30 protein-coding genes are annotated in these 23,233 nt (G+C 62.8%); 17 read left to right on the top strand and 13 right to left on the bottom strand.

What is annotated here, in order from left to right; all coding sequences use genetic code 11:
• Positions 1–15: 15 nt before the first annotated feature.
• Genes CAF78_RS18930 through CAF78_RS18920 form a run of 3 tightly spaced genes read left to right on the top strand, consistent with a single transcriptional unit; the run spans position 16 to position 1,995 of the window.
• Positions 16–477, top strand: a complete 462-nt coding sequence (locus tag CAF78_RS18930; protein WP_085673605.1) for a hypothetical protein — start codon at positions 16–18, stop codon at positions 475–477.
• Between the two features lies 1 nt (position 478).
• On the top strand, positions 479–1,090 hold the full coding sequence (locus tag CAF78_RS18925) for a superoxide dismutase (protein WP_085673603.1): 612 nt from the start codon (positions 479–481) through the stop codon (positions 1,088–1,090).
• An 11-nt stretch (positions 1,091–1,101) separates the two neighbouring features.
• Positions 1,102–1,995, top strand: coding sequence for a ZIP family metal transporter (locus CAF78_RS18920; protein WP_085673601.1), 894 nt, complete (start codon positions 1,102–1,104; stop codon positions 1,993–1,995).
• A gap of 23 nt (positions 1,996–2,018) precedes the next feature.
• Here the strand turns inward: CAF78_RS18920 and CAF78_RS18915 are convergent, their stop codons facing one another.
• From CAF78_RS18915 to CAF78_RS18865, 11 genes are all read right to left on the bottom strand, one after another.
• The gene (locus CAF78_RS18915; protein WP_143515067.1) at positions 2,019–2,348 is read right to left on the bottom strand and encodes a type II toxin-antitoxin system RelE/ParE family toxin; all 330 of its coding nucleotides are present in this window, start codon (positions 2,346–2,348) and stop codon (positions 2,019–2,021) included.
• A 91-nt stretch (positions 2,349–2,439) separates the two neighbouring features.
• A complete protein-coding gene (locus CAF78_RS18910) occupies positions 2,440–2,712 on the bottom strand; it encodes an HPr family phosphocarrier protein (protein WP_085673599.1) in 273 nt (90 codons plus the stop codon).
• 20 nt (positions 2,713–2,732) lie between these two features.
• Positions 2,733–3,587 carry an RNase adapter RapZ gene (gene rapZ / locus CAF78_RS18905; protein WP_085673597.1) on the bottom strand — a complete coding sequence of 285 codons (855 nt, stop codon included), beginning with the start codon at positions 3,585–3,587 and terminating at the stop codon, positions 2,733–2,735.
• Positions 3,588–3,589: 2 nt separating this feature from the next.
• Positions 3,590–4,054: a PTS IIA-like nitrogen regulatory protein PtsN gene (gene ptsN / locus CAF78_RS18900; protein ID WP_085673595.1), complete on the bottom strand. Its 465-nt coding sequence runs from the start codon at positions 4,052–4,054 to the stop codon at positions 3,590–3,592.
• 12 nt (positions 4,055–4,066) lie between these two features.
• Positions 4,067–4,375, bottom strand: coding sequence for a ribosome hibernation-promoting factor, HPF/YfiA family (hpf, locus tag CAF78_RS18895; protein ID WP_003255135.1), 309 nt, complete (start codon positions 4,373–4,375; stop codon positions 4,067–4,069).
• Positions 4,376–4,453: 78 nt separating this feature from the next.
• Positions 4,454–5,947 carry an RNA polymerase factor sigma-54 gene (locus CAF78_RS18890; RefSeq protein ID WP_085673593.1) on the bottom strand — a complete coding sequence of 498 codons (1,494 nt, stop codon included), beginning with the start codon at positions 5,945–5,947 and terminating at the stop codon, positions 4,454–4,456.
• A 176-nt stretch (positions 5,948–6,123) separates the two neighbouring features.
• Entirely contained in the window at positions 6,124–6,849 is a 726-nt protein-coding gene (lptB, locus tag CAF78_RS18885) for an LPS export ABC transporter ATP-binding protein (RefSeq protein WP_060511298.1), read from the bottom strand.
• Positions 6,850–7,374, bottom strand: coding sequence for a lipopolysaccharide transport periplasmic protein LptA (lptA, locus tag CAF78_RS18880; protein WP_027595608.1), 525 nt, complete (start codon positions 7,372–7,374; stop codon positions 6,850–6,852).
• Positions 7,361–7,933, bottom strand: coding sequence for an LPS export ABC transporter periplasmic protein LptC (lptC, locus tag CAF78_RS18875; protein ID WP_085673590.1), 573 nt, complete (start codon positions 7,931–7,933; stop codon positions 7,361–7,363). Before lptC ends, lptA begins: the two co-directional genes overlap by 14 nt.
• Before the next feature lie 8 nt (positions 7,934–7,941).
• The gene (gene kdsC / locus CAF78_RS18870; protein ID WP_085673588.1) at positions 7,942–8,466 is read right to left on the bottom strand and encodes a 3-deoxy-manno-octulosonate-8-phosphatase KdsC; all 525 of its coding nucleotides are present in this window, start codon (positions 8,464–8,466) and stop codon (positions 7,942–7,944) included.
• 14 nt (positions 8,467–8,480) lie between these two features.
• Positions 8,481–9,455 carry an SIS domain-containing protein gene (locus CAF78_RS18865; RefSeq protein WP_085673586.1) on the bottom strand — a complete coding sequence of 325 codons (975 nt, stop codon included), beginning with the start codon at positions 9,453–9,455 and terminating at the stop codon, positions 8,481–8,483.
• Positions 9,456–9,702: 247 nt separating this feature from the next.
• Between CAF78_RS18865 and CAF78_RS18860 the strand changes: the two genes are divergently transcribed.
• The 10 genes from CAF78_RS18860 (at position 9,703) to hisC (ending at position 17,699) form a co-directional block, all read left to right on the top strand.
• Entirely contained in the window at positions 9,703–10,512 is an 810-nt protein-coding gene (locus CAF78_RS18860) for an ATP-binding cassette domain-containing protein (RefSeq protein ID WP_043213285.1), read from the top strand.
• Positions 10,512–11,309 (top strand): lipid asymmetry maintenance ABC transporter permease subunit MlaE, encoded by a 798-nt coding sequence (mlaE, locus tag CAF78_RS18855; RefSeq protein ID WP_054885955.1) that lies wholly within the window; start codon positions 10,512–10,514, stop codon positions 11,307–11,309. The genes CAF78_RS18860 and mlaE overlap by 1 nt, the downstream gene beginning before the upstream one ends.
• Positions 11,309–11,794 carry an outer membrane lipid asymmetry maintenance protein MlaD gene (mlaD, locus tag CAF78_RS18850; protein ID WP_054885956.1) on the top strand — a complete coding sequence of 162 codons (486 nt, stop codon included), beginning with the start codon at positions 11,309–11,311 and terminating at the stop codon, positions 11,792–11,794. The genes mlaE and mlaD overlap by 1 nt, the downstream gene beginning before the upstream one ends.
• Before the next feature lie 9 nt (positions 11,795–11,803).
• Positions 11,804–12,451, top strand: a complete 648-nt coding sequence (locus CAF78_RS18845) for a phospholipid-binding protein MlaC (protein ID WP_085673583.1) — start codon at positions 11,804–11,806, stop codon at positions 12,449–12,451.
• Positions 12,448–12,750 (top strand): lipid asymmetry maintenance protein MlaB, encoded by a 303-nt coding sequence (locus CAF78_RS18840; RefSeq protein WP_085673581.1) that lies wholly within the window; start codon positions 12,448–12,450, stop codon positions 12,748–12,750. Before CAF78_RS18845 ends, CAF78_RS18840 begins: the two co-directional genes overlap by 4 nt.
• Positions 12,751–12,868: 118 nt before the next feature.
• Positions 12,869–13,108, top strand: a complete 240-nt coding sequence (locus CAF78_RS18835) for a BolA family protein (RefSeq protein ID WP_003255121.1) — start codon at positions 12,869–12,871, stop codon at positions 13,106–13,108.
• Between the two features lie 23 nt (positions 13,109–13,131).
• Positions 13,132–14,397, top strand: coding sequence for a UDP-N-acetylglucosamine 1-carboxyvinyltransferase (gene murA, locus CAF78_RS18830; protein ID WP_085673579.1), 1,266 nt, complete (start codon positions 13,132–13,134; stop codon positions 14,395–14,397).
• Between the two features lie 162 nt (positions 14,398–14,559).
• Positions 14,560–15,195, top strand: coding sequence for an ATP phosphoribosyltransferase (hisG, locus tag CAF78_RS18825; protein ID WP_085673577.1), 636 nt, complete (start codon positions 14,560–14,562; stop codon positions 15,193–15,195).
• A 126-nt stretch (positions 15,196–15,321) separates the two neighbouring features.
• A complete protein-coding gene (gene hisD / locus CAF78_RS18820; protein WP_085673575.1) occupies positions 15,322–16,647 on the top strand; it encodes a histidinol dehydrogenase in 1,326 nt (441 codons plus the stop codon).
• Positions 16,648–16,649: 2 nt separating this feature from the next.
• On the top strand, positions 16,650–17,699 hold the full coding sequence (gene hisC / locus CAF78_RS18815) for a histidinol-phosphate transaminase (RefSeq protein WP_085673573.1): 1,050 nt from the start codon (positions 16,650–16,652) through the stop codon (positions 17,697–17,699).
• Positions 17,700–17,754: 55 nt separating this feature from the next.
• Here the strand turns inward: hisC and CAF78_RS18810 are convergent, their stop codons facing one another.
• The gene (locus CAF78_RS18810) at positions 17,755–18,963 is read right to left on the bottom strand and encodes an alkaline phosphatase family protein (protein WP_085673571.1); all 1,209 of its coding nucleotides are present in this window, start codon (positions 18,961–18,963) and stop codon (positions 17,755–17,757) included.
• A gap of 138 nt (positions 18,964–19,101) precedes the next feature.
• On the opposite strand from CAF78_RS18810, the gene CAF78_RS18805 reads away from it, so the two are divergent.
• The 4 genes from CAF78_RS18805 to CAF78_RS18790 all read left to right on the top strand — a co-directional run bounded on the left by CAF78_RS18805 (position 19,102) and on the right by CAF78_RS18790 (position 21,908).
• Positions 19,102–19,752: a FadR/GntR family transcriptional regulator gene (locus CAF78_RS18805; RefSeq protein WP_085673569.1), complete on the top strand. Its 651-nt coding sequence runs from the start codon at positions 19,102–19,104 to the stop codon at positions 19,750–19,752.
• Positions 19,753–19,765: 13 nt separating this feature from the next.
• A complete protein-coding gene (locus tag CAF78_RS18800; RefSeq protein WP_085673567.1) occupies positions 19,766–21,046 on the top strand; it encodes an MFS transporter in 1,281 nt (426 codons plus the stop codon).
• Positions 21,047–21,125: 79 nt separating this feature from the next.
• Positions 21,126–21,596: a nuclear transport factor 2 family protein gene (locus CAF78_RS18795; protein WP_085673564.1), complete on the top strand. Its 471-nt coding sequence runs from the start codon at positions 21,126–21,128 to the stop codon at positions 21,594–21,596.
• 18 nt (positions 21,597–21,614) lie between these two features.
• Positions 21,615–21,908, top strand: coding sequence for a GIY-YIG nuclease family protein (locus CAF78_RS18790; protein ID WP_085673562.1), 294 nt, complete (start codon positions 21,615–21,617; stop codon positions 21,906–21,908).
• On the opposite strand, the gene yejK is transcribed toward CAF78_RS18790, so the two are convergent.
• Entirely contained in the window at positions 21,909–22,916 is a 1,008-nt protein-coding gene (yejK, locus tag CAF78_RS18785) for a nucleoid-associated protein YejK (RefSeq protein WP_060511262.1), read from the bottom strand.
• Between the last annotated feature and the right edge of the window lie 317 nt (positions 22,917–23,233).

Here is a 23,233-nt window from a genome sequence, read left to right as displayed (position 1 = left end):
CAGAGGACTAACGTCATGCAGCATTGGAGACGCACCACCGAGGCCGCCAACCGCCTGTTCGAACAGGGCGAGCTGGTCGATGCCCGGGAACACTATCTGCAAGCACTGGCCCTGGCCCAGGTGCTGTTCGAGCGCTGGCATGACGTCGACGAAGCGGTGGCCGCGCTGGTCATCGCCCACCACAACCTGGCCGACCTGCACCTGCGCCTGAACCAGCCGCACGAGAGCGCCGACTACCTGTGCGCCGCCCATCAGCGATTGCTCCAGGCCAGCCAGGAGGCGCGCTTGCCGCAGGCGCTGCGTGATGCAGCGCTGCGCCACAGCGCACGGACCTACACCGAACTGCTGAGTTTCATCGCCGAGTACGGCCAGTACCCGCGTACCGAGCGCCTGCTCAATCGCCATGACGGCCAGGCCAGCGAACTCGCTGCCCAGCCGGACGCGGCGCCCAGAACCCATGCCTACGGAATCCATTGATATGCCGCATACCTTGCCTGCACTGACTTACGCCTACGATGCGCTGGAACCGCACATCGATGCGCAAACCATGGAAATTCACCACACCAAGCACCACCAGACCTACGTCAATGGCCTGAACGCGGCCATCGAGGGCACCGAGTGGGCCGAATGGCCGGTCGAGAAACTGGTCGCTGCGGTCAGGCAGCTGCCCGAGAACCTGCGCGGTGCAGTCACCAATCACGGCGGTGGCCACGCCAACCACAGCTTGTTCTGGTTGGTCATGTCGCCCAAGGGTGGTGGTCAGCCACAAGGCCAGCTGGCCAAGGCCATTGACGCCGAGCTGGGTGGCTTCGAGGCATTCAAGGAGGCATTCACCAAGGCGGCATTGACCCGTTTCGGCAGCGGCTGGGCGTGGCTCAGCGTTACACCGCAGAACACGCTGGTAGTGGAAAGCAGTGGCAACCAGGACAGCCCGCTGATGCACGGCAATACGCCGATCCTTGGCCTGGACGTGTGGGAGCACGCCTATTACCTGAAGTACCAGAACCGTCGCCCTGAATACATTGGCGCGTTCTACAACGTGATCGACTGGGCGGAAGTGGATCGCCGCTATCACGAAGCCTTCAAGTGAGCCGACCCGGTATGCGCGCTGAGGTGATGTCTGTCAGTAGTGTGCGCCTGTTCCGGTTGGCGCTGGGCACCTTGCTGTTGCTGGCCGGCACTGCATTGCTGCTGGCCCGCGGCATCGCCTGGCTGGACCTGGAACCGCGCATGTTGCGTGCCCTGGAGGGCGGGGCACTGTGCGCGCTGGGTACGGCGTTGGGCGCGGTACCGGTGCTGGTGATTCGCAACATGCCGGTGGCTCTGGCCGATACCTTGCTGGGCTTCGGGGCAGGGGTGATGCTGGCGGCCACGGCGTTTTCGCTGATCATCCCCGGGCTGGATGCTGCCCAGGCCATCGGTTTCAGTCCTTGGGGCGCCGGTGGCCTGATCAGCTTCGGCCTGATGCTCGGTGCCTTGTGCCTGTTTCTGGTCGATCTCAAGGTCTCCGGGGCTTCGCCAGAAGCGCTGGTGGGTACCGAGAACCAGCCAGTGATCGCTGCGCGGATCTGGCTGTTCGTGATCGCCATCATCGCCCATAACATCCCGGAGGGCATGGCCATTGGTGTGTCTGCCGGTGGCGGCATGGCCGACGCCGATAGCCTGGCGATGGGCATTGCCTTGCAGGATGTACCCGAAGGGCTGGTGATCGCCCTGGTGCTGGCAGGGGCGGGAATGCCCCGGTTCAAGGCGTTTCTGATCGGTGCCGCTTCTGGTCTGGTCGAGCCACTGGCTGCAGTGGTCTGCGCCTGGCTGGTGAACATGGCGGAGTTGCTGTTGCCGGTGGGCCTGGCCTGTGCGGCTGGGGCGATGTTGCTGGTGGTGACCCAGGAGATCATTCCCGAGTCGCGCAGCAACGGCAATCACCGCTTGGCCAGCCTGGGGCTTTGCATCGGTTTTTGCCTGATGATGGTGATGGATACGGCGATGTCGTGAGTGCGGGCGGACGGGCTTTGAACTCAGGCGAAGATGACTTCTACCCGGCCTTCCCGGCGAGAGCGAGGGGCTGCTTTCACCACGATTTGTACGTCGCGACCAGCACGTAGACCGCAGATGCAAATGTCACGGTACACCGCACGATAAGTGCTTCGGTTGTAGTCCTCCACGACCTCCAGCACGCCCGCTCCGGCGAACCCTTTCAGGCATTTCACCTGCAGATGCTTGCCACCTTCCTGCGCCTGGTGCAGTGCAAAACCGAAGATGTCCTGAACATCCTCAGGTAGGGCTTGAAGGTCCTTTTTGCTGCTGCCTACCCAGTACAGCGTCTTGATTCGTTTGAATGCATCCATAGCCTGGTCCAAATCTATACCTATATAGGTATAAAGGCAGCCACGCAGGAATGCACCCGGACAATTGGCAGGAGATGTTGCAGGTAGGGGCTTACTCGCCTTCGTCGAAGAAGTTGTTGATCAGCGCCACCAGCGCTTCCAGCGCCTCGTCATCCTGCTCCCCTTCGGTGTGCAGGTGCACCTGGGTGCCTTTGCCCGCGGCCAGCATCATCACTGCCATGATGCTCTTGCCGTCCACCAGCTTGTCGGGCGCGCGGCCGACGCGGACCTGGCACGGGAATTTGCCGGCCACGCCGACGAACTTGGCTGCCGCCCGGGCGTGCAGGCCCAGCTTGTTGATGATGGTGATTTCGCGGGCGGGCATCGTGCGGTGGATCCTGTGGGCTAGAGGTCGCGGTGGCGGACCTGGACGTTTTTCAGGGATTGCTGCAGCAGTTGGCCGAGGCGTTCGGTGATGTAGACCGAGCGGTGGTGGCCTCCCGTGCAACCAATGGCGATGGTGACATAGGCGCGGTTGCTGGCAGCAAAGCGTGGCAGCCATTTGAGCAGGTAACTGGAGATGTCGTTGAACATTTCTTCGACGTCCGGCTGTGCGGCCAGGTAATCGATGACCGGTTGTTCCAGGCCGGAATGTTCGCGCAGTTCCGGTTTCCAGTACGGGTTGGGCAGGCAGCGTACGTCGAACACCAGGTCGGCATCGACCGGCATCCCGCGCTTGAAGCCGAACGACTCGACCAGGAAGGCAGTGCCAGGCTCGGGCTGGTTGAGCAGGCGCAGCTTGATCGAATCGCGCAGCTGGTAGAGGTTGAGGCTGGTGGTGTCGATCTTCAGGTCGGCAAGGTCGGCAATCGGCCCCAGCAGTTCGCTTTCAACGCGGATCGCTTCGGCCAGCGAGCGGTCGGCGTTGGTCAGCGGGTGACGCCGGCGGGTTTCCGAGAAGCGCTTGAGCAGGGTGTCTTCGTCGGCATCGAGAAACAGCACATCACACTGGATGTGGCGCCCCCGGGCCTCTGCCAACAGCTCGGGGAAGCGCGACAGGTGGCTGGGCAGGTTGCGCGCATCGATCGATACCGCCACCTTGGGTTGCAGCAGTTCGGTATTGATCAATGCGTTTTCCGCCAGCTGCGGCAGCAGCCCGGCGGGCAGGTTGTCGATGCAGTAGAAACCGTTGTCTTCCAGCACATCGAGGGCGGTGCTCTTGCCGGAGCCGGACCGGCCGCTGACGATGATCAGGCGCATGTTCAGTGCTCGTTCTGTGCGTCCAGGACAACCTGGTACAGGGCCTCGCTGCTACCGGCGGCACGCAGGCGATCGCGGACCTCCTTGCGATCGAGCATGCTGGCGATCTGGCGCAGCAGTTCAAGGTGGGCATCGGTGGCCGCCTCGGGTACCAGCAGGACGAACAGCAGATCCACCGGGGCGCCATCGATGGCGTCGTAGTCGATCGGCGCATCCAGGTGCAACAAGGCACTGACCGGAGAGGCGCAGCCTTCGAGCCGGCAGTGGGGAATGGCAATGCCATTGCCAAAGCCGGTCGAGCCCAGTTTTTCTCGGGCGATGAGCTTTTCGAAGACGTCTTGCATCGCAAGCTCGGGTACTTGCTCGGCAATCAGGTTGGCGACCTTTTCCAGGGCGCGCTTCTTGCTGCCGCCCGGCACGTTCACCAGGGAACGGCCGGGGGTCAGGATGGTTTCAAGTCGGATCATGGATGAGAGGGATCAGCGGGCGGCTGCACCTTGCAGCAGGCTTTGCTGTTTTTCCTTGTGTTTTTTCAGTTGGCGGTCGAGCTTGTCGGCCAAGGCGTCGATCGCTGCATACATGTCTTCGTGTTCCGCGTTGGCAACCACTTCACCGCCAGGAATCTGCAAGGTCGCCTCGACCTTCTGCTGCAGCTTCTCGACTTTCATGATGACCTGCACGTTGGTGATCTTGTCGAAGTGACTTTCCACGCGAGCGAGCTTTTCAAGCACATAATCGCGCAGTGGCTGGGTGACTTCTACATGCTGTCCACTGATATTGACTTGCATACAGCTTCTCCTTTGTTGCCCGTGCATAAAGAGGCAGGTATTGCACCTGCCCCGCAAACGCTGTGGCACATCCGGGGGCTACATCAGTCGCTTGCGCTCGCTCGACGGTGCGATGCCGAGGGACTCGCGGTACTTGGCGACGGTGCGACGGGCTACCTGGATGCCTTGTGCCTCCAGTAAACCAGCGATCTTGCTGTCACTCAATGGCTTTTTCTGATTTTCCGCTGCAACCAGTTTCTTGATGATCGCGCGGATCGCCGTAGACGAGCATTCACCGCCTTCGGCGGTGCTGACGTGGCTGGAGAAAAAGTATTTCAGTTCGTAGATACCGCGCGGGGTGTGCATGTATTTCTGCGTGGTCACCCGCGAAATGGTCGACTCATGCATGCCTACCGCTTCGGCGATGTCATGCAGGACCAGTGGCTTCATCGCTTCGTCGCCGTGGTCGAGGAAGCCGCGCTGGTGCTCGACGATCTGCGTGGCGACCTTCATCAGCGTTTCGTTGCGGCTTTGCAGGCTCTTGATGAACCAGCGCGCCTCTTGCAACTGGTTGCGCATGAAGGTGTTGTCGGCGCTGGTGTCGGCGCGGCGGACAAAGCCTGCGTACTGCGGGTTGACCCGCAGGCGCGGGATCGCTTCCTGGTTCAGTTCGACCAGCCAGCGGTCGCTGTCCTTGCGCACGATCACGTCAGGCACCACGTATTCCGGTTCGCTCGACTCGATCTGCGAGCCGGGCCGCGGGTTGAGGCTCTGTACCAGTTCGATCACCTGGCGCAGTTCGTCTTCCTTGAGCTTCATGCGGCGCATCAGCTGGCTGTAGTCGCGGCTGCCGAGCAGGTCGATGAAGTCGGTGACCAGGCGCTGGGCTTCGCCCATCCACGGCGTGCTGGCGGGCAGCTGGCGCAATTGCAGCAGCAGGCATTCGCCCAGGGTGCGGGCGCCGACGCCTGCCGGCTCGAACTGCTGGATGCGGTGCAGTACCGCTTCGACCTCGTCCAGTTCGATGTCCAGCTCCGGGTCGAAGCCTGCGCAGATTTCTTCGAGGGTGTCTTCCAGGTAGCCCTGGCCGTTGATGCTGTCGATCAGGGTGACGGCGATCAGGCGGTCGGTATCGGACATCGGTGCCAGGTTAAGCTGCCACAGCAGGTGGCTTTGCAGGCTTTCGCCGGCCGATGTGCGGGTGGTGAAGTCCCACTCGTCGTCATCGTTGCTCGGCAGGCTGCTGGCGCTGGTCTGGTAGATGTCTTCCCAGGCCGTGTCGACCGGCAGCTCGTTGGGGATTCGCTCGTTCCACTCACCGTCTTCCAGGGTTTCGGCACTGCTGGTGCTTTCCTGGAAGCTGTTGTCCTGAACTTCGGCGGCCGGCTTGTTCTCGGCGTTGTCCGCCATCGGGTCGCTGTTGTCGAAGTCGTCGCCGTCTTCCTGACGTTCGAGCATCGGATTGGACTCCAGCGCTTCCTGGATTTCCTGCTGGAGGTCCAGGGTGGAGAGCTGAAGTAGGCGGATGGCCTGTTGCAACTGCGGGGTCATCGTCAGTTGCTGGCCCATTTTTAGGACGAGCGATGGTTTCATGGCTGGGGCTTAATACCTTGTTCGCCGGCGCGCATGCGCCATCCACTACACGAGGGCGCCGGAGCGCCAAATTCAAGCAAGTTTTATGCCTTAAATTGTAGCGTTTGCCTAGAGCACTGTAACAACTTAAGCCCCTACAGGGCGTTATTGCCAGCGCTCCGGGCAGGTCCCAGGGGTCAGAGCCGGAACTCGTGGCCCAGGTAGACCTCCTTGACCAGGTCGTTGGCCAGGATGGTCTCGGCGTCACCTTCGGCGATCAGTCGGCCGTCGTTGACGATATAGGCGGTTTCGCAGATATCCAGGGTTTCACGGACGTTGTGGTCGGTGATCAGTACACCGATGCCCTTGGCCTTGAGGTGGTGGATGATCTGCTTGATGTCGCCCACGGAGATCGGGTCGACACCGGCAAAAGGTTCGTCCAGCAGGATGAACTTCGGTGCGGTGGCCAGGGCGCGGGCGATTTCGACCCGGCGGCGTTCACCACCGGAAAGGCTCATGCCGAGGTTGTCGCGGATGTGGCTGATGTGGAACTCCTGCAGCAGGCTTTCCAGCTCCTTGCGCCGGCCTTCGCGGTCGATGTCCTTGCGGGTCTCGAGAATGGCCATGATGTTGTCGGCTACCGACAGCTTGCGGAAGATCGAGGCTTCCTGCGGCAGGTAGCCAATACCGGCGCGGGCGCGGCCGTGCATGGGCTGGTGGCTGACATCGAGGTTGTCGATCAGCACGCGCCCCTGGTCGGCCTGGACCAGGCCGACGATCATGTAGAAGCAGGTGGTCTTGCCGGCGCCGTTGGGGCCGAGCAGGCCGACGATCTGCCCGCTGTCGATCGACAGGCTGACATCACGCACGACTTGCCGCCCCTTGTAGCTCTTGGCCAGGTGCTGGGCTTTGAGGGTTGCCATTTACTCGGCCTTCTTCTTCGGCTGGATCACCATGTCGATGCGCTGACGTGGTTGAGTCACGTTGCCACCGCGACCGGCGGTCGCAACCTGGGTCTTGGTGTTGTAGACGATCTTCTCGCCTTCGGTGGTGTTGCCTTCGTTCTCGACCTTGGCGCGGTCGGTGAGGATCACCGTGTCCTTCTGCGCCTGGTACTGGATGGTCACCGCCCAGCCTTTCATCTTGTCAGGCTTGGCCGTGCTCTGCTGCTGCTCGAAGTAGGCCAGGTTGCCCACCGAGGTCACCACGTCGATATCGCCATTGGCGGCACGGGTCATGGTCACGGTGTTGCCTTTGATCATCATCGAGCCCTGGGTGATGATCACATCGCCGGTGTAGGTGGCCACGCCCTGCTTGTCGTCCAGGTGCGCGTTGTCGGCCTGGATGCGAATAGGCTGGTCACGGTCGGTCGGCAGGGCGAAGGCGCTCGCGCTTCCCAGTGCTGCGCTCAGGCTGAGCAAAAGGGGGAGGGTTTTAACGAGCCTCATACTGTCCTCTTACGTTAGAGAGCAAGTCCATCTTGCCTTCTTTCAAATACGCTTTCATTCCATTGCCCGTAGTTGTGCCACCGGCGCCGTCGATTCTAACGGCTTGCTCGGTCTGCGCATATTGCTTCTGCGGGAATACGGTCATGCGGGAGCTGGTAACGACGAGTTCACGCTGCCTTTCGTCGGTGCGTTGCACGCGGACCTTGTCGATCAGTTCGACCTCGGTGCCATCCGGGTTGACCTCGGCACGTACGCTTTGCACATGCCAAGGGTACTCGGTGCCGCGGTACAAGTGCAGGTCGGGCGTGGTCAGCAGGGTGACTTCGCTGGCCCTCAGGTGCTCTACCTTGTCGGCGGTCATTTCGTATTGCAGCTTGCCGTCGGGCATGAACTGCACGCTGTGCGCATTGATCGCGTAATAGTCGATGGCGCTTTCGTCAACCTGGGCAACCGGCTTTTCGAGGAAGCTCTCGGGGCTGACATTCCAGTAGCCGATTGCCGCCAGCAGGGCGGCAACCACTGCGAACAGTGCAATATTGCGGGCTTTCTTGCTGAACATGGGCAGCCTTAAAGGTAGTTGGCGTTGGCAGCGTCCAGGGTGCCCTGGGCCTGCATGATCAGTTCGCAGAACTCGCGCGCAGCACCTTCGCCACCGCGTGCCTGGGTTACCCCGTGGGCGTGCTGGCGAACGAACGGTGCAGCGTTGGCTACGGCGATACCCAGGCCCACCCGGCGGATCACCGGCAGGTCGGGCAGGTCGTCGCCCAGATAGGCGACCTGTTCATAGCTTAGGCCCAGTTCGGCGAGCAGGCCGTCGAGCACGACCAATTTGTCTTCGCGGCCCTGGTAGAGGTGAGGGATGCCGAGGTTTTTCGCCCGGCGCTCTACCACTGGCGTCTTGCGCCCGCTGATGATTGCCGTGGTTACGCCCGAGGCCATGAGCATCTTGATGCCCTGGCCATCGAGGGTGTTGAAGGTCTTGAACTCGCTGCCATCTTCGAGGAAGTAGAGGCGGCCATCGGTGAGCACGCCGTCGACGTCGAAAACGGCGAGCTTGATCGCCTTGGCGCGTTGCATCAGATCGTGGGTCATCGCTTCGTTCTCCTTTACATCACGCCGGCGCGCAGCAGGTCGTGCATGTTCAGGGCGCCGGTCGGGCGGTCGTCCTTGTCCACGACCACGAGGGCGCTGATCTTGTGGTCTTCCATTATCTTCAGGGCCTCGGCGGCGAGCATCTCGGCGCGTGCCGTCTTGCCATGCACGGTCATCACCTGATCGATCAGTGTGGTGTGCACGTCGATGTTGCGGTCCAGGCTGCGGCGCAGGTCGCCGTCGGTGAAGATCCCGGCCAGCTTGCCATCGGCGCCGACGATCACGGTCATGCCCAGGCCTTTGCGGGACATTTCAAGGAGCGCATCCTTGAGCAGCGTGCCGCGATGTACCTGGGGCAATTCGTCACCGGCGTGCATGACGTTCTCGACCTTGAGCAGCAGGCGGCGGCCCAAGGCGCCGCCAGGGTGCGAGAAGGCGAAGTCCTCGGCGGTGAAGCCGCGGGCCTCGAGCAGGGCGATGGCCAGCGCGTCACCCAGCACCAGGGCCGCGGTGGTGGAAGAGGTCGGGGCCAGGTTCAGCGGGCAGGCTTCCTGGGTGACGCTGGCGTCGAGGTTGACCTCGGCGGCCTGGGCCAGGGGGGAGTCCGGGTTGCCGGTCAGGCTGATCATCTGGATCCCCAGGCGCTTGATCAGCGGCAGCAGGGTAACGATCTCGGCGGTGCTGCCAGAATTGGACAGGGCCAGTATGACGTCGTCGCGGGTGATCATGCCCATGTCGCCATGGCTGGCTTCGGCCGGATGCACGAAGAACGCTGGCGTGCCGGTGCTGGCCAGGGTGGCGGCGATCTTGTTGCCGATATGCCCCGATTTGCCCATGCCGACCACCACGACCCGACCCTTGCTCGCCAGGATCAGCTCGCAGGCCTTGACGAAATTGGCGTCGATGCGGGCCACCAGGCCTTCTACGGCCTCGAGTTCCAGGCGCAGGGTGCGCTGGGCGGAGTGGATCAGCTCGCTGGATTGGCTCATGTCGAAAAGCAATGCCTGATTAAAAGGCGGCGATTATAGCCGCAATACAAGAAAGCCTCACCCTTTCGATTGCCCTCGCAAGTGTCATCAAAGCCTGTCGTTGGCCTGAACGACCTGTTCCATGCCCTTGGGGGCAGGTGGTCAGCGGTGCTATAGTTCGCCGCTATTCGGCCTGCCAAAGGTGCGTGTGCCTTCACGATGAAGGCCAGCGTCCATTAGTGCGAGGCTGCACTAGCAAGGAGTCTAGATGAGTGTGGATAGCGCCTACGCGGTCGAGTTGAAGGGAGTCACCTTCAAGCGCGGTTCGCGCAGCATTTTCAGCAATGTCGACATCCGTATCCCGCGCGGCAAGGTCACCGGGATCATGGGGCCGTCGGGTTGCGGCAAGACCACGCTGCTACGCCTGATGGGCGCGCAGCTACGGCCGTCGAGCGGCGAAGTGTGGGTGGCGGGGCAGAACCTGCCGAGCCTTTCGCGCAGCGACCTGTTCGACGCACGCAAGCAGATGGGCGTGCTGTTCCAGAGCGGCGCGCTGTTTACCGATCTCGACGTGTTCGAGAACGTCGCGTTTCCATTGCGCGTGCATACCCAGCTTTCGGACGAGATGATCCGCGACATCGTGTTGATGAAACTGCAGGCTGTCGGCCTGCGCGGTGCCATCGACCTGATGCCGGACGAACTGTCCGGCGGCATGAAGCGCCGCGTGGCGCTGGCCCGGGCCATTGCCCTGGACCCACAGATCCTGATGTACGACGAACCGTTCGTCGGCCAGGACCCGATTGCCATGGGCGTGCTCGTGCGGCTGATCCGTCTGCTCAACGATGCCCTGGGCATCACCAGCATCGTGGTCTCCCACGACTTGGCCGAAACCGCCAGTATCGCCGACTACATCTATGTGGTCGGTGATGGCCAGGTGCTGGGCCAGGGCACACCCGACGAGTTGATGGGCTCGGACAATCCGCGCATTCGCCAGTTCATGAAAGGCGACCCGGACGGCCCGGTGCCATTCCACTTTCCCGCGCCTGACTACCGCGCCGATCTGCTGGGGGCGCGGTGATGCGCAGAAAATCCTTACTCGAACGTATCCGCCTGCTCGGGCGCTCGGCGATCGACGTGCTGGCGGTGCTCGGGCGTTCGTGCCTGTTCCTGTTCCATGCACTGATCGGGCGTGGCGGCATCGGCGGCGGCTTCCAGTTGCTGACCAAGCAGCTGTACTCGGTGGGCGTGCTGTCGCTGGCGATCATCGTCGTTTCCGGGGTGTTCATCGGCATGGTGCTGGCCCTGCAGGGCTACAGCATCCTGACCAAGTACGGCTCCGAGCAGGCGGTCGGGCAGATGGTCGCCCTGACCTTGCTGCGTGAGCTCGGCCCGGTGGTCACCGCGCTGCTGTTCGCCGGCCGCGCCGGCTCTGCGCTGACCGCCGAAATCGGCAACATGAAATCCACCGAGCAGCTGTCGAGCCTGGAAATGATCGGCGTCGACCCGCTCAAGTACATCGTCGCGCCACGCCTGTGGGCCGGTTTCATCTCGCTGCCGCTGCTGGCGCTGATCTTCAGCGTGGTCGGCATCTGGGGTGGTTCGTGGGTCGCAGTCGACTGGCTGGGCGTTTACGAAGGCTCGTTCTGGGGCAACATGCAGAACAGCGTTTCCTTTACCGACGACGTGCTCAACGGGCTGATCAAGAGCCTGGTATTCGCCTTCGTCACGACCTGGATTGCCGTATTCCAGGGGTACGACTGCGAACCCACCTCAGAGGGGATCAGCCGTGCCACCACCAAGACCGTGGTCTATGCCTCGTTGGCAGTACTGGGTCTGGACTTTATTCTGACCGCCTTGATGTTTGGAGATTTCTGATGCAAAACCGCACCCTGGAAATCGGTGTCGGCCTGTTCCTCCTGGCCGGGATCCTGGCGCTGCTGCTGCTGGCCCTGCGTGTCAGCGGGCTGTCGGCCAGCCCGAGCAGCGATACCTATAAAGTTTATGCGTACTTCGACAATATCGCCGGTTTGACGGTCAGAGCTAAAGTGACCATGGCCGGTGTGACGATCGGCAAGGTCACCGCCATCGATCTGGACCGTGATTCCTACACCGGTCGGGTGACGCTGCAACTGGACAAGGCGGTCAACAACCTGCCGACCGACTCCACTGCTTCGATCCTGACCGCCGGCTTGCTTGGTGAGAAGTACATCGGTATCAGCGTGGGCGGTGAAGAAGACGTGCTCAAGGATGGCTCGACCATCCACGACACGCAGTCGGCGCTGGTACTGGAAGATCTGATTGGCAAGTTCCTGCTCAACTCTGTTGGCAAGGAACCAAAAGAAGCGCAACCGGCTAATTAAGGAGTTTCCATGATTTCGATCCTGCGACGTGGCCTGCTGGTGCTGCTGGCGGCCTTCCCCCTGATGGCGCTGGCCGCGCAGTCGCCGCACGACGTGGTGCAGAGCACCACCACCGAACTGCTCGGCGACCTCAAGGCCAACAAGGAGCAGTACAAGACCAACCCGAATGCCTTCTACGATTCGCTCAACCGCATTCTCGGTCCGGTAGTGGATGCTGAAGGCATCTCGAAAAGCATCATGACCGTCAAGTACTCGCGCAAGGCCACCCCTGCGCAGATTCAGCGCTTCCAGGACAACTTCAAGCGCAGCCTGTTTCAGTTTTATGGCAATGCGCTGCTGGAGTACAACAACCAGGGCATCACCGTCGACCCGGCCAAGGCTGATGACGGCAAGCGCGCCAGTGTCGGCATGAAGGTTACCGGCAACAACGGTGCGGTCTATCCGGTCCAGTACACCCTGGAAAACCTCGGTGGTGAGTGGAAGGTGCGCAACGTCATCGTCAACGGCATCAACATCGGCAAGCTGTTCCGCGACCAGTTCGCCGACGCCATGCAGCGCAACGGCAACGACCTGGACAAGACCATCGACGGCTGGGCCGGCGAAGTGGCCAAGGCCAAGGAAGCTGCCGACAACTCGCCTGAGAAGACCGTCAAATGAGCGAGGCCGCTGTAACCATGGCCGAGCCGGGCGTGCTGTGCCTGGCCGGTGAACTGGATTACCGCAGCGGGCCGGCCCTGCGCACGCAGGGCAAGGCGCTGATCGGCGCCTGCCGTGAAGCGCGCCTGGTGCTGGACTGTTCGGCCGTGGCGCGCTCCACCAGTGTCGGCCTGTCGCTGCTGCTGGCGTTCATCCGTGACGCCCAGGCAGCCGGCAAGGCCTTCGAAGTGCGCGGCATGCCCGACGACATGCGGGAAATCGCCGGGGTCTATGACCTCGATGAGGTGCTGGCAAGCTGATGGCTTGGCAGTGATCGGAGGCCCCTCGGTCGCGCGCCCCTTCGTTGGGCTTCGCAGGCGAGGGGCTTTTTTGTATGATGGCCGACCCGTGCGCATCGGGCGCCGATTGAGGTTGAGCATGCAGGCCGTAGAAGTTAAGAGCTTCCTTGAAGAGAAATTGCCGGGATCCCGGGTCGAAGTTGAAGGCGAAGGCTGCAACTTCCAGTTGAACGTGATCAGCGACGAGTTGGCTGGCCTGAGCCCGGTCAAACGTCAGCAGGCGATCTATGCTCACCTGAATCCGTGGATTGCCAATGGCAGCATCCATGCGGTAACCATGAAATTTTTCAGCAGCGCAGCCTGGGCTGAGCGCACCTGAGCCAACTTGGCGGCGAGACACCAATGGACAAACTGATTATTACTGGCGGCGCTCGTCTTGACGGCGAGATCCGCATTTCCGGCGCGAAAAACGCGGCCCTGCCGATCCTGGCGGCGACCCTGCTGGCCGATGGCCCGGTCACCGTGGGCAACCTGCCGCACCTGCACGACATCACCACCATGATCGAGCTGTTCGGGCGCATGGGCATCGAGCCTGTGATCGACGAAAAGCTGGCGGTGGAAATCGACCCGCGCACCATCAAGACCCTGGTAGCCCCTTACGAGCTGGTCAAGACCATGCGCGCCTCGATCCTGGTGCTCGGCCCCATGGTCGCGCGCTTCGGTGAAGCCGAAGTGGCACTGCCAGGTGGCTGCGCCATCGGTTCGCGCCCGGTCGATCTGCACATCCGCGGCCTTGAGGCCATGGGTGCGAAGATCGAAGTCGAAGGCGGCTACATCAAGGCCAAAGCCCCTGAAGGCGGCCTGCGCGGCGCGCACTTCTTCTTCGACACCGTCAGCGTGACCGGTACCGAGAACATCATGATGGCCGCAGCCCTGGCCAAAGGCCGCAGCGTGCTGCAGAACGCCGCGCGCGAGCCTGAAGTGGTCGACCTGGCCAACTTCATCAACGCCATGGGTGGCAAGGTCCAGGGCGCCGGTACCGACACCATCACCATCGATGGCGTCGAGCGCCTGCACTCGGCCCACTACCGCGTCATGCCTGACCGTATCGAGACCGGCACCTACCTGGTCGCCGCTGCCGTGACCGGTGGCCGCGTCAAGGTCAAGGACACCGACCCGACCATCCTCGAAGCGGTACTGGAAAAACTCAAGGAAGCGGGTGCCGACCTCACCACGGGTGAGGACTGGATCGAGCTGGACATGCACGGCAAGCGGCCGAAAGCCGTCAACCTGCGCACCGCCCCGTACCCGGCGTTCCCGACCGACATGCAGGCGCAGTTCATCTCGCTGAACGCCATTGCCGAAGGCACTGGCGCGGTCATCGAGACGATCTTCGAGAACCGGTTCATGCACGTGTACGAAATGCACCGCATGGGCGCGCAGATCCAGGTCGAAGGCAACACCGCGATCGTCACTGGCGTACCGGCCCTCAAAGGGGCTCCGGTAATGGCCACCGACCTGCGTGCCTCCGCCAGCCTGGTGCTGTCGGCACTGGTTGCCGAAGGCGATACCCTGATCGACCGCATCTACCACATCGACCGTGGTTACGAGTGCATCGAGGAAAAACTGCAGATGCTCGGCGCGAAAATCCGCCGCGTACCGGGCTAGTTGTGGGAGCGAGCGTGCTCGCGAAGAGGCCGCCGCGATGCATGGCACCGGCTCTGCCGGTGTTCGCGGGCAAGCCCGCTCCTACAGAGTCATCGCAAGAATTGAATGCGGTCGGGCTGTAGCAGCCCGGCCGGCAGTAGCCGCTTAAGGACCGACGTTCCAATGTTGACCATCGCGCTTTCCAAAGGCCGTATTCTCGACGATACCCTGCCATTGCTGGCCGAGGCCGGTATCGTGCCGACCGAGAACCCGGACAAGAGCCGCAAGCTGATCATCCCTACCACGCAGGACGACGTGCGCCTGCTGATCGTGCGTGCCACCGACGTGCCGACCTATGTCGAGCATGGTGCTGCCGACCTCGGCGTGGCGGGCAAGGACGTGCTGATGGAGTACGGCGGCCAGGGCCTGTATGAGCCGCTGGACCTGCAGATTGCCAAGTGCAAGCTGATGACCGCCGGTGCGGTCGGTGCACCCGAGCCCAAGGGCCGCCTGCGCGTCGCCACCAAGTTCGTCAACGTGGCCAAGCGTTACTACGCCGAGCAGGGCCGCCAGGTCGACATCATCAAGCTGTACGGCTCGATGGAGCTGGCCCCGCTGATCAACCTCGCCGACAAGATCATCGACGTGGTCGACACCGGTAACACCCTGCGTGCCAACGGCCTGGAACCCCAGGAACTGATCGCCACGATCAGCTCGCGCCTGGTGGTCAACAAGGCGTCCATGAAGATGCAGCACGCCCGCATCCAGAGCCTGATCGACACGCTGCGCCAAGCAGTCGAGTCGCGACACCGCGGTTGACTTCTGCGCGCGACCTTTGCTGTCGCGCCCGTCTATCCGCGTCATAGCCACTTTTCTCGGGTGCCCGCGCGGATGGACTGGTAGCCTAGGGCGCCTGAGCATTCGCTAATAATCGAGGCCCTCGCCATGACCGTGTCCACTGCAATTGCCCGTCTCAACGCTGCTGATCCGGATTTCGCCCGACATCTGGATCATCTGCTGAGCTGGGAAAGTGTGTCCGATGACGCGGTCAACCAGCGCGTGCTCGACATCATCAAGGCCGTGCGCGAGCGCGGTGACGCCGCGCTGGTGGAATTCACCCAGCGTTTCGACGGTGTTGACGCCAAAAGCATCGATGACCTGATCCTCGGCCGCGAGCGCCTGGAACTGGCCCTGACCCGCATCACCGACGCCCAGCGTGAAGCCCTGGAGAAAGCCGCCAACCGTGTGCGCCTGTACCACGAGCGGCAGAAGCAGGACTCCTGGCAGTACACCGAAGCCGACGGCACCGTGCTCGGCCAGAAGGTCACCCCGCTGGACCGTGCCGGCCTGTACGTGCCGGGCGGCAAGGCGTCGTACCCGTCGTCGGTGCTGATGAACGCCATTCCGGCCAAGGTCGCCGGCGTCACCGAGGTGGTGATGGTGGTGCCGACCCCGCGTGGCGAGGTCAATGAACTGGTGCTGGCCGCTGCCTGCATCGCCGGTGTCGACCGGGTGTTCACCGTCGGTGGTGCCCAGGCCGTTGCCGCCCTGGCCTATGGCACCGAAAGCGTGCCGCAGGTGGACAAGATCGTCGGCCCGGGCAACATCTACGTGGCTACCGCCAAGCGCCATGTGTTCGGCCAGGTCGGTATCGACATGATCGCCGGCCCTTCGGAAATCCTCGTGGTGTGCGATGGCCAGACCGACCCGGACTGGATCGCCATGGACCTGTTCTCCCAGGCCGAACACGACGAAGACGCCCAGGCCATCCTGGTCAGCCCGGATGCCGCCTTCCTCGACCGCGTGGCCGCCAGCATCGACAAGCTGTTGCCGACCATGGAGCGTGCCGAGATCATCGAGAAGTCGATCAACGGCCGTGGTGCGCTGATCCAGGTGCGCGACATGCAGCAGGCCATCGAAGTGGCCAACCGCATCGCCCCTGAGCACCTCGAGCTGTCGGTCGCCGACCCGCAAGCCTGGCTGCCGCAGATCCGCCACGCCGGCGCGATCTTCATGGGCCGCCACACCAGCGAAGCGCTGGGCGACTACTGCGCCGGCCCCAACCACGTGTTGCCGACCTCCGGCACCGCACGTTTCTCGTCGCCGCTGGGTGTGTATGACTTCCAGAAGCGCTCGTCGATCATCTTCTGCTCCGAGCAGGGCGCATCCGAGCTTGGCCACACTGCTTCGGTCCTGGCCCGTGGCGAGTCGCTGACCGCCCACGCCCGCAGTGCTGAATACCGTATCCTGACCCAAGACAAGGGGAACTGAACATGAGTCGATTCTGGAGCCCCTTCGTCAAGGCGCTGGTGCCGTACGTGCCGGGCGAGCAGCCGAAAATGGCCCGCCTGGTGAAGCTGAACACCAACGAGAACCCGTATGGCCCGTCGCCCAAGGCACTGGAAGCCATGCGCGCTGAGCTGAACGACAACCTGCGCCTGTACCCGGACCCGAACAGCGACCGGCTCAAGCAGGCCGTGGCCGAGTACTACGGTGTCACCCCCGCCCAGGTATTCGTCGGCAACGGCTCGGACGAGGTGCTGGCGCACATCTTCCATGGCTTGTTCCAGCACGATCGCGGCCCGCTGCTGTTCCCGGATGTCAGCTACAGCTTCTATCCGGTGTACTGCGGCTTGTACGGCATCCCATTCGAGCAAGTGGCGCTGGATGAGCAGTTCCAGATCCGCATCGCCGACTACGCCAAGGCCAACGCCGGGATCATCTTCCCCAACCCCAACGCGCCAACCGGCTGCCTGCTGCCGCTGCAAGCGATCGAGCAGTTGTTGCAGGCCAACCGTGATTCGGTCGTGGTGGTGGATGAGGCCTACATCGATTTCGGTGGTGAGACGGCCATCAGCCTGGTGGATCGTTATGACAACCTGCTGGTGACCCAGACCCTGTCGAAATCGCGCTCGCTGGCGGGCCTGCGGGTCGGCTTGGCGGTCGGCCACCCAGACCTGATCGAGGCGCTGGAGCGGATCAAGAACAGCTTCAACTCCTACCCACTGGACCGCATGGCCATCGTCGGTGCCGCGGCGGCGTTCGAAGACCAGGCCTATTTCGAGCAGACTTGCCGCAAGGTGATCGACAGCCGTGAAGCGCTGGTCGAGCAGCTGGTTGCAAAGGGCTTTGAAGTGCTGCCATCGGCGGCCAACTTCATCTTTGCCCGCCACCCGCAGCAGGATGCCGCGCAACTGGCGGCGCGCTTGCGTGAGCAAGGGGTGATCGTACGTCACTTCAAGCAGGAGCGGATTGCCCAGTTCCTGCGTATCACCATTGGCACGCCGCAGATGAACCAGGCGTTGATCGACGCGCTGAACTGAACCTGGCTTGCCGCAGGGGCGGGTTGATCTCGCTCCTGCAGGCGATGCGTGCGCATCAGTAGCTGATTTCCTCGAGGATGAATGGCTTGCTCGCTGGCCGGGTGCGCACCGCTACCGGTGTGTCATCCAGCTCAAGCACGTAGTCGTTGGCCTGGCGCATGCCTTGCGGGTCGGTCCATTGCTGCAGGTAGGCCTGCACGTTCGTGACGACCTGGCCGTTCTTGTGAATGATCACCGTGCCTGACGAGTCGCTGTTCCACAGCAACTTGGCGTCGGCTTCAATGGCCCGTGCCTTGCGTACGCCCGTAGCGCCCAGCAGTGGCGTGCCATCGAGCCTCCATTCCGGCTTCAGGTCGAGCCCCATGTGCCTGAGCACGGTCGGGGCCACCGAGGTCTGCGCCGCGTAGCCATACAAATTGTTGGGCCCTGGGTTGTCTTCTGGAATGCTGGGCTGGTTCAACTCTTCGTTCAGCGGCTTGTTGCTGGCAATGAAGACCGTCTTCTCCTGCTCGGTCACGCCACCGTGGCCTGAGCCCCAGAAATCACGACCGTGGTCGGTGCATACGATCACCAGCCAGTCCTCCTGCGGGTTCTTGTAGGCACGCTCCTCGACCTTGTCCAACAGGCGCCCCAGCCTGTCGTCAGCTTCGCGCAGGGCAAACTGGTAGGCCGGGCCGAAGCCACTGGCGTGGCCGGCTTCATCGGGTTCGTCGAGCTGGATGAAGGTGAAGTCGGCAGGTGTGTTTTCGAGGATTTCCAGGGTTCGGTCGGTGACCCGCTCATCGTCCAGGCCGCTTTCGCGCACATTGTTGCCTTGCGCATCCTCCAGCAGGAAGGCGGTATTGATCGGCGACCAGTTGACGACGCTGGAGAGGTAAGCGCTCGGCAAGGCCTCACGCAGCCGTTTGAACAGGCTGGGGAATTCGGGGTCGATCCGCAGGGACTCGGCGTTTGAAATGACGCCGTGCTTGTTCGCCCATACGCCGGTAAGCAAGGTCATCCAGCCTGGGCCACTGATGGTCGGCTGTTCGCTTGCACGGCCATTGACGCCACCGGCATAGGCTTTGCCAGAGAACAGGCGCCGCTGCAGGTGGGTATCCCCGCCCAGTTGTTCGTAGTGCTGCAACTGCACGCCGTCCATGCCGATGAGAAGTGTCTTGGGGTGTATGGGGGATTGTCTGGGCTCGCAGCCTTTGAAGAACAGGCCGAGCAGCAGGGCAGCTGCAAGCAGCGCAACCCACCGCAATGCTTTGGAAATGGACATGTATGGCGCCTTGATGGAGTCGCGCCAAGCGTTACAACACGGCATTGCGCTGACAACTGGTAGAAATGCCAGTTGAATTGATGTCTGGAAGGTGTTCCGTTAAGCTTCGTCAATTCATCGGATGATTGGTTGAGTGAAATGAGCAGTGAATTGACCAGGCGATCGCTGGTCGAACTCGCCGTAGAGCGCATGCGTGAGCGTATTCTCCAAGGCGACTGGCAAGTCGGGCAGCGTCTGCCGACCGAGCCGGTGCTGGCGCTGGAGTTGGGCATCAGTCGCAATACCGTGCGCGAAGCCATGCGTGTGCTGGCATTCAGTGGCCTGGTGGAGATCCGCCAGGGGGACGGCAGCTACCTGCGCACCTGCCAGGACCCGCTGCAAGCCGTGCAGGCCTTGTCGCGCTGCACCCTGGAGCAGGCACGCGAGACACGGCATATCCTTGAAACCGAGGCGATCGGCCTCGCCGCGTTGCGCCGTACCGACGAGGACCTGCAAGCCTTGCGCGCTGCACTGGCGGGCAGTGCCGAGCATTTTCACGGTGATGTCGATACCTACGTCAGTTGCGACCTGGTGTTTCACCAGCGCCTGATCGATGCCGCGCACAACCCGGCACTGAGCGAGCTGTACCGCTACTTTTCCGGGGTGGTGGCCGCTGCGCTGCAACACAACATGGCGACCGTGCCACGCAGCCAGGCGACCTTCGACCTGCACGGGCAGATCCTCGACGCCATCGAACAACGCGATCCGGAGCGGGCCAAAGCCCTGAGCCGGACCCTCATCGAATCCTGAAGACGAGAAGGCCATGGCTGAACCAATGACCCGAGACGCGCCTGCCCGCGAAAGAGAACTGGAAGAACTGCTGATCGACGCCGAGGCCGACGATGCCCAGGTGCAACAACATACGCCGGCCCTGCAGCGGCCCTGGCTGTTGTTGCTGGGCCTGGTGCTGGTGGCACTGAACCTGCGCCCGGCGTTGTCGAGCATGGCGCCCGTGCTTGGCCAGGTTGCGGCGGGGCTCGGCCTGAATGCCTCCGAGGCCGGTTTGCTGACCACCTTGCCGGTGCTCTGCCTGGGGCTGTTCGCACCGCTGGCGCCGGTCCTGGCGCGCCGCTTCGGCAGCGAACGGGTGATCCTGGGTATCCTGCTCACCCTGGCGCTGGGTATCGTGGTGCGCAGCGCCCTGGGGGCTGCCGGGGTGTTCATCGGCAGCGTGATGGCCGGGGCCAGCATCGGCATCATCGGGGTGTTGTTGCCGGGTATCGTCAAGCGCGACTTCCCACGGCACGCGGGCACCTTGACCGGCGTCTACACCATGGCGCTGTGCCTGGGGGCGGCCATGGCCGCCGGGGCCACGGTGCCAATGACCCAGCATTTCGATGACAACTGGGCCCTTGGCCTGGGCTTCTGGATGATACCGGCGCTATTGGCCATGCTCGTCTGGTTGCCGCAAGCGCGTCAGGGCCACGGCCTGCACAAGGCGGCCTACCGGGTGCGCGGGCTGTGGCGAGACCCGCTGGCGTGGCAGGTAACGCTGTACATGGGCTTGCAATCGTCGCTGGCGTACATCGTCTTTGGCTGGTTGCCGTCGATCCTCATCGGCCGTGGCCTGAGCCCGACCGAGGCCGGCCTGGTGCTGTCCGGCTCGGTGATCGTGCAGCTGGTCAGCTCGCTGGGCGCACCCTGGCTGGCGACCCGGGGCAAGGACCAGCGCCTGGCCATCGTGATCGTCATGCTGGTGACCTTGGCGGGGCTGTTCGGTTGCCTGTATGCACCTGTCGACGGGCTGTGGGGCTGGGCGGTGCTGCTGGGGCTGGGGCAGGGCGGTACTTTCGCCTTGGCCCTTACGTTGATCGTGCTGCGCTCGAAGGATGCCCATGTGGCGGCGAACCTGTCGAGCATGGCGCAAGGGGTGGGTTATACCCTGGCGTCCATGGGCCCGTTTGCGGTCGGCCTGGTGCATGACCTGACCGGGGGCTGGGCGGCGGTGGGCTGGATTTTCGCTGTGCTGGGTGTCGGGGCGATCGTGTTCGGGCTTGGCGCCGGGCGGGCTTTGCATGTGCAGGCGAGCAGCGAAAAACTCTGACATCGAGGCCGGTACTGGCGTAATGCAGGCGGGGCAGATTATCGTGCAGCTTCCCATTCCCAGGACGGACCAGCCCCCCATGAGCGACGCCAACCGTGACCTGATCACCCGCTTCTACCAGGCCTTCCAGCGCCTGGATGCCGAGGCCATGGTGGCCTGCTACAGCGACGACATTGTCTTCAGCGATCCGGTGTTCGGCACCCTGCGTGGCCGCGACGTCGGTGACATGTGGCGCATGCTCACCACCCGCGCCAAGGACTTTTCGCTGACGTTCGACCAGGTCCGTGCCGACCCGCGCAGCGGCTGCGCGCACTGGGTTGCAACCTACCTGTTCAGCCAGACCGGCCGCACCGTGGTCAACGATATCCAGGCACGCTTCGTCATTCGCGACGGGTTGATCTGCCAGCATGACGACACGTTCGACCTGTGGCGCTGGTCGCGTCAGGCGCTGGGGGTGCCAGGGGTATTGCTGGGTTGGTCACCCCTGCTGCAGAACAAGGTGCGCCAGCAGGCCTTCAAAGGCCTGCGAGCGTTCCAGCAGGCGAGCTGAGCGGTTAAGCTGTCGGCCATGAGCATCGTCAACGAAGTCACCGAAACCCCGCTATGCAAGCCGTGGTACGTGTACCTGGTGCGGGCTGCCAATGGCTCGCTGTACTGCGGCATCAGCGATGACCCGCAGCGGCGTTTCGCGGCCCACCAGAAGGGCCAGGGCGCCCGCTATTTCAAGACCAGCCCGGCACAGGCGCTGGTCTACGTCGAACAATGGCCGGACAAGGGCGAGGCGCTGCGCCAGGAGCGCCTGGTGAAGAAGTTGCGCAAGTCAGCCAAGGAGGCGCTGGTCGCCTCCTATGTGGCCGTCTGATCAGTCCTTGCGGCGCTTGAGCTGATCCACCAGCGTGGTCGGCAGGCCTTTGATGATCAGGGTCCCGGCGGCCTCGTCATATTCCACCTTGTCACCCAGCAGGTGCGCCTCGAAGCTGATCGACAGGCCTTCGGCGCGCCCGGTGAAACGGCGGAACTGGTTGAGGGTGCGTTTGTCCGCAGGGATTTCCGGCGACAGGCCGTAGTCCTTGTTGCGGATGTGGTCGTAGAACGCCTTTGGGCGGTCTTCGTCGATCAGGCTCGACAGTTCTTCCAGGGTCACCGGCTCACCCAGCTTGGTCTGGGTGGTGGCGTACTCGACCAGGGTCTGGGTCTTTTCGCGGGCGGCTTCTTCCGGCAGGTCCTCGCTTTCGACGAAGTCGCTGAAGGCCTTGAGCAGGGTGCGCGTCTCGCCGGGGCCGTCGACGCCTTCCTGGCAGCCGATGAAGTCGCGGAAGTAGTCCGACACCTTCTTGCCGTTCTTGCCCTTGATGAACGAGATGTACTGCTTGGAGTTCTGGTTGTTCTTCCACTCCGACAGGTTGATGCGCGCCGCCAGGTGCAGCTGGCCGAGGTCCAGGTGGCGCGACGGTGTCACGTCCAGCTCGGCATTCACGGCCACGCCTTCGCTGTGGTGCAGCAGGGCGATGGCCAGGTAGTCGGTCATGCCTTGCTGGTAGTGGGCGAACAGGATGTGGCCGCCGGTGGAGAGGTTGGACTCTTCCATCAGCTTTTGCAGGTGCTCGACCGCCACCCGGCTGAACGCGGCGAAGTCTTTCTCGTCTTCCAGGTACTGCTTCAGCCAGCCACTCAGCGGGTAGGCGCCGGACTCGCCGTGGAAGAAGCCCCAGGCCTTGCCTTGCTTGGCGTTGTAGCTGTCGTTGAGGTCGGCCAGGAGGTTTTCGATGGCGTCCGATGCGCCCAGTTCGGTATCCCGTGCATGGAGCACGGCGGGGCTGCCATCGGGCTTCTTGTCGATCAGGTGAACGATGCAATGACGGATTGGCATGGAATTCTCGGTGAGTCCGGGGCGGCCACAAGCCGCGCTGCAAAAGTCGTCCAGTTTAACCCAGACGACAGGCGCTGCAGTGGCCGGATGTTGGCAGAAATGCCGGTTGTTCGTTTTTTGTTCAAATTTGTGGGTTTTCGGCTAAAACCCCCGAAAAACCTGCACTAAATCGAAGCGGGTAGCGGATATTTATCCCTTCCTGTGGTAGCTTTGCGCCGTCTTGCGCCCCCCTGTGTGGCGCATTGCTGGCAGTGTGCTCATGCCGTGTCGAACCAAACGCCGATTTACGCATCTACATGCGCGATTGGCGCGGCCCT

Origin of the sequence: Pseudomonas sp. R28(2017) (genome assembly GCF_002112505.1) — a bacterium.
Lineage (GTDB): Bacteria > Pseudomonadota > Gammaproteobacteria > Pseudomonadales > Pseudomonadaceae > Aquipseudomonas.
Note: the sequence above shows the minus strand (reverse complement) of the source record. Positions and strands in the feature narration are given on the sequence as shown.

Coding starts and splice junctions, on each gene's coding strand:
- kdsC (WP_085673588.1), bottom strand. CDS start 8,466: ATGACCCACGATCTGATGCAACGCGCCAAGGCGATCAAGCTCGCCGTT.
- CAF78_RS18920 (WP_085673601.1), top strand. CDS start 1,102: ATGCGCGCTGAGGTGATGTCTGTCAGTAGTGTGCGCCTGTTCCGGTTG.
- CAF78_RS18915 (WP_143515067.1), bottom strand. CDS start 2,348: ATGGATGCATTCAAACGAATCAAGACGCTGTACTGGGTAGGCAGCAGC.
- murA (WP_085673579.1), top strand. CDS start 13,132: ATGGACAAACTGATTATTACTGGCGGCGCTCGTCTTGACGGCGAGATC.
- lptB (WP_060511298.1), bottom strand. CDS start 6,849: ATGGCAACCCTCAAAGCCCAGCACCTGGCCAAGAGCTACAAGGGGCGG.
- CAF78_RS18890 (WP_085673593.1), bottom strand. CDS start 5,947: ATGAAACCATCGCTCGTCCTAAAAATGGGCCAGCAACTGACGATGACC.
- yejK (WP_060511262.1), bottom strand. CDS start 22,916: ATGCCAATCCGTCATTGCATCGTTCACCTGATCGACAAGAAGCCCGAT.
- CAF78_RS18835 (WP_003255121.1), top strand. CDS start 12,869: ATGCAGGCCGTAGAAGTTAAGAGCTTCCTTGAAGAGAAATTGCCGGGA.
- CAF78_RS18810 (WP_085673571.1), bottom strand. CDS start 18,963: ATGTCCATTTCCAAAGCATTGCGGTGGGTTGCGCTGCTTGCAGCTGCC.
- ptsN (WP_085673595.1), bottom strand. CDS start 4,054: ATGATCCGACTTGAAACCATCCTGACCCCCGGCCGTTCCCTGGTGAAC.
- CAF78_RS18865 (WP_085673586.1), bottom strand. CDS start 9,455: ATGAGCCAATCCAGCGAGCTGATCCACTCCGCCCAGCGCACCCTGCGC.
- CAF78_RS18790 (WP_085673562.1), top strand. CDS start 21,615: ATGAGCATCGTCAACGAAGTCACCGAAACCCCGCTATGCAAGCCGTGG.
- hisC (WP_085673573.1), top strand. CDS start 16,650: ATGAGTCGATTCTGGAGCCCCTTCGTCAAGGCGCTGGTGCCGTACGTG.
- CAF78_RS18930 (WP_085673605.1), top strand. CDS start 16: ATGCAGCATTGGAGACGCACCACCGAGGCCGCCAACCGCCTGTTCGAA.
- CAF78_RS18840 (WP_085673581.1), top strand. CDS start 12,448: ATGAGCGAGGCCGCTGTAACCATGGCCGAGCCGGGCGTGCTGTGCCTG.
- hpf (WP_003255135.1), bottom strand. CDS start 4,375: ATGCAAGTCAATATCAGTGGACAGCATGTAGAAGTCACCCAGCCACTG.
- CAF78_RS18795 (WP_085673564.1), top strand. CDS start 21,126: ATGAGCGACGCCAACCGTGACCTGATCACCCGCTTCTACCAGGCCTTC.
- rapZ (WP_085673597.1), bottom strand. CDS start 3,587: ATGCGCCTGATCATCGTCAGCGGCCGGTCCGGCTCCGGCAAGAGCACC.
- CAF78_RS18860 (WP_043213285.1), top strand. CDS start 9,703: ATGAGTGTGGATAGCGCCTACGCGGTCGAGTTGAAGGGAGTCACCTTC.
- mlaE (WP_054885955.1), top strand. CDS start 10,512: ATGCGCAGAAAATCCTTACTCGAACGTATCCGCCTGCTCGGGCGCTCG.
- lptC (WP_085673590.1), bottom strand. CDS start 7,933: ATGTTCAGCAAGAAAGCCCGCAATATTGCACTGTTCGCAGTGGTTGCC.
- hisG (WP_085673577.1), top strand. CDS start 14,560: ATGTTGACCATCGCGCTTTCCAAAGGCCGTATTCTCGACGATACCCTG.
- CAF78_RS18805 (WP_085673569.1), top strand. CDS start 19,102: ATGAGCAGTGAATTGACCAGGCGATCGCTGGTCGAACTCGCCGTAGAG.
- CAF78_RS18910 (WP_085673599.1), bottom strand. CDS start 2,712: ATGCCCGCCCGCGAAATCACCATCATCAACAAGCTGGGCCTGCACGCC.
- CAF78_RS18800 (WP_085673567.1), top strand. CDS start 19,766: ATGGCTGAACCAATGACCCGAGACGCGCCTGCCCGCGAAAGAGAACTG.
- CAF78_RS18845 (WP_085673583.1), top strand. CDS start 11,804: ATGATTTCGATCCTGCGACGTGGCCTGCTGGTGCTGCTGGCGGCCTTC.
- hisD (WP_085673575.1), top strand. CDS start 15,322: ATGACCGTGTCCACTGCAATTGCCCGTCTCAACGCTGCTGATCCGGAT.
- lptA (WP_027595608.1), bottom strand. CDS start 7,374: ATGAGGCTCGTTAAAACCCTCCCCCTTTTGCTCAGCCTGAGCGCAGCA.
- CAF78_RS18925 (WP_085673603.1), top strand. CDS start 479: ATGCCGCATACCTTGCCTGCACTGACTTACGCCTACGATGCGCTGGAA.
- mlaD (WP_054885956.1), top strand. CDS start 11,309: ATGCAAAACCGCACCCTGGAAATCGGTGTCGGCCTGTTCCTCCTGGCC.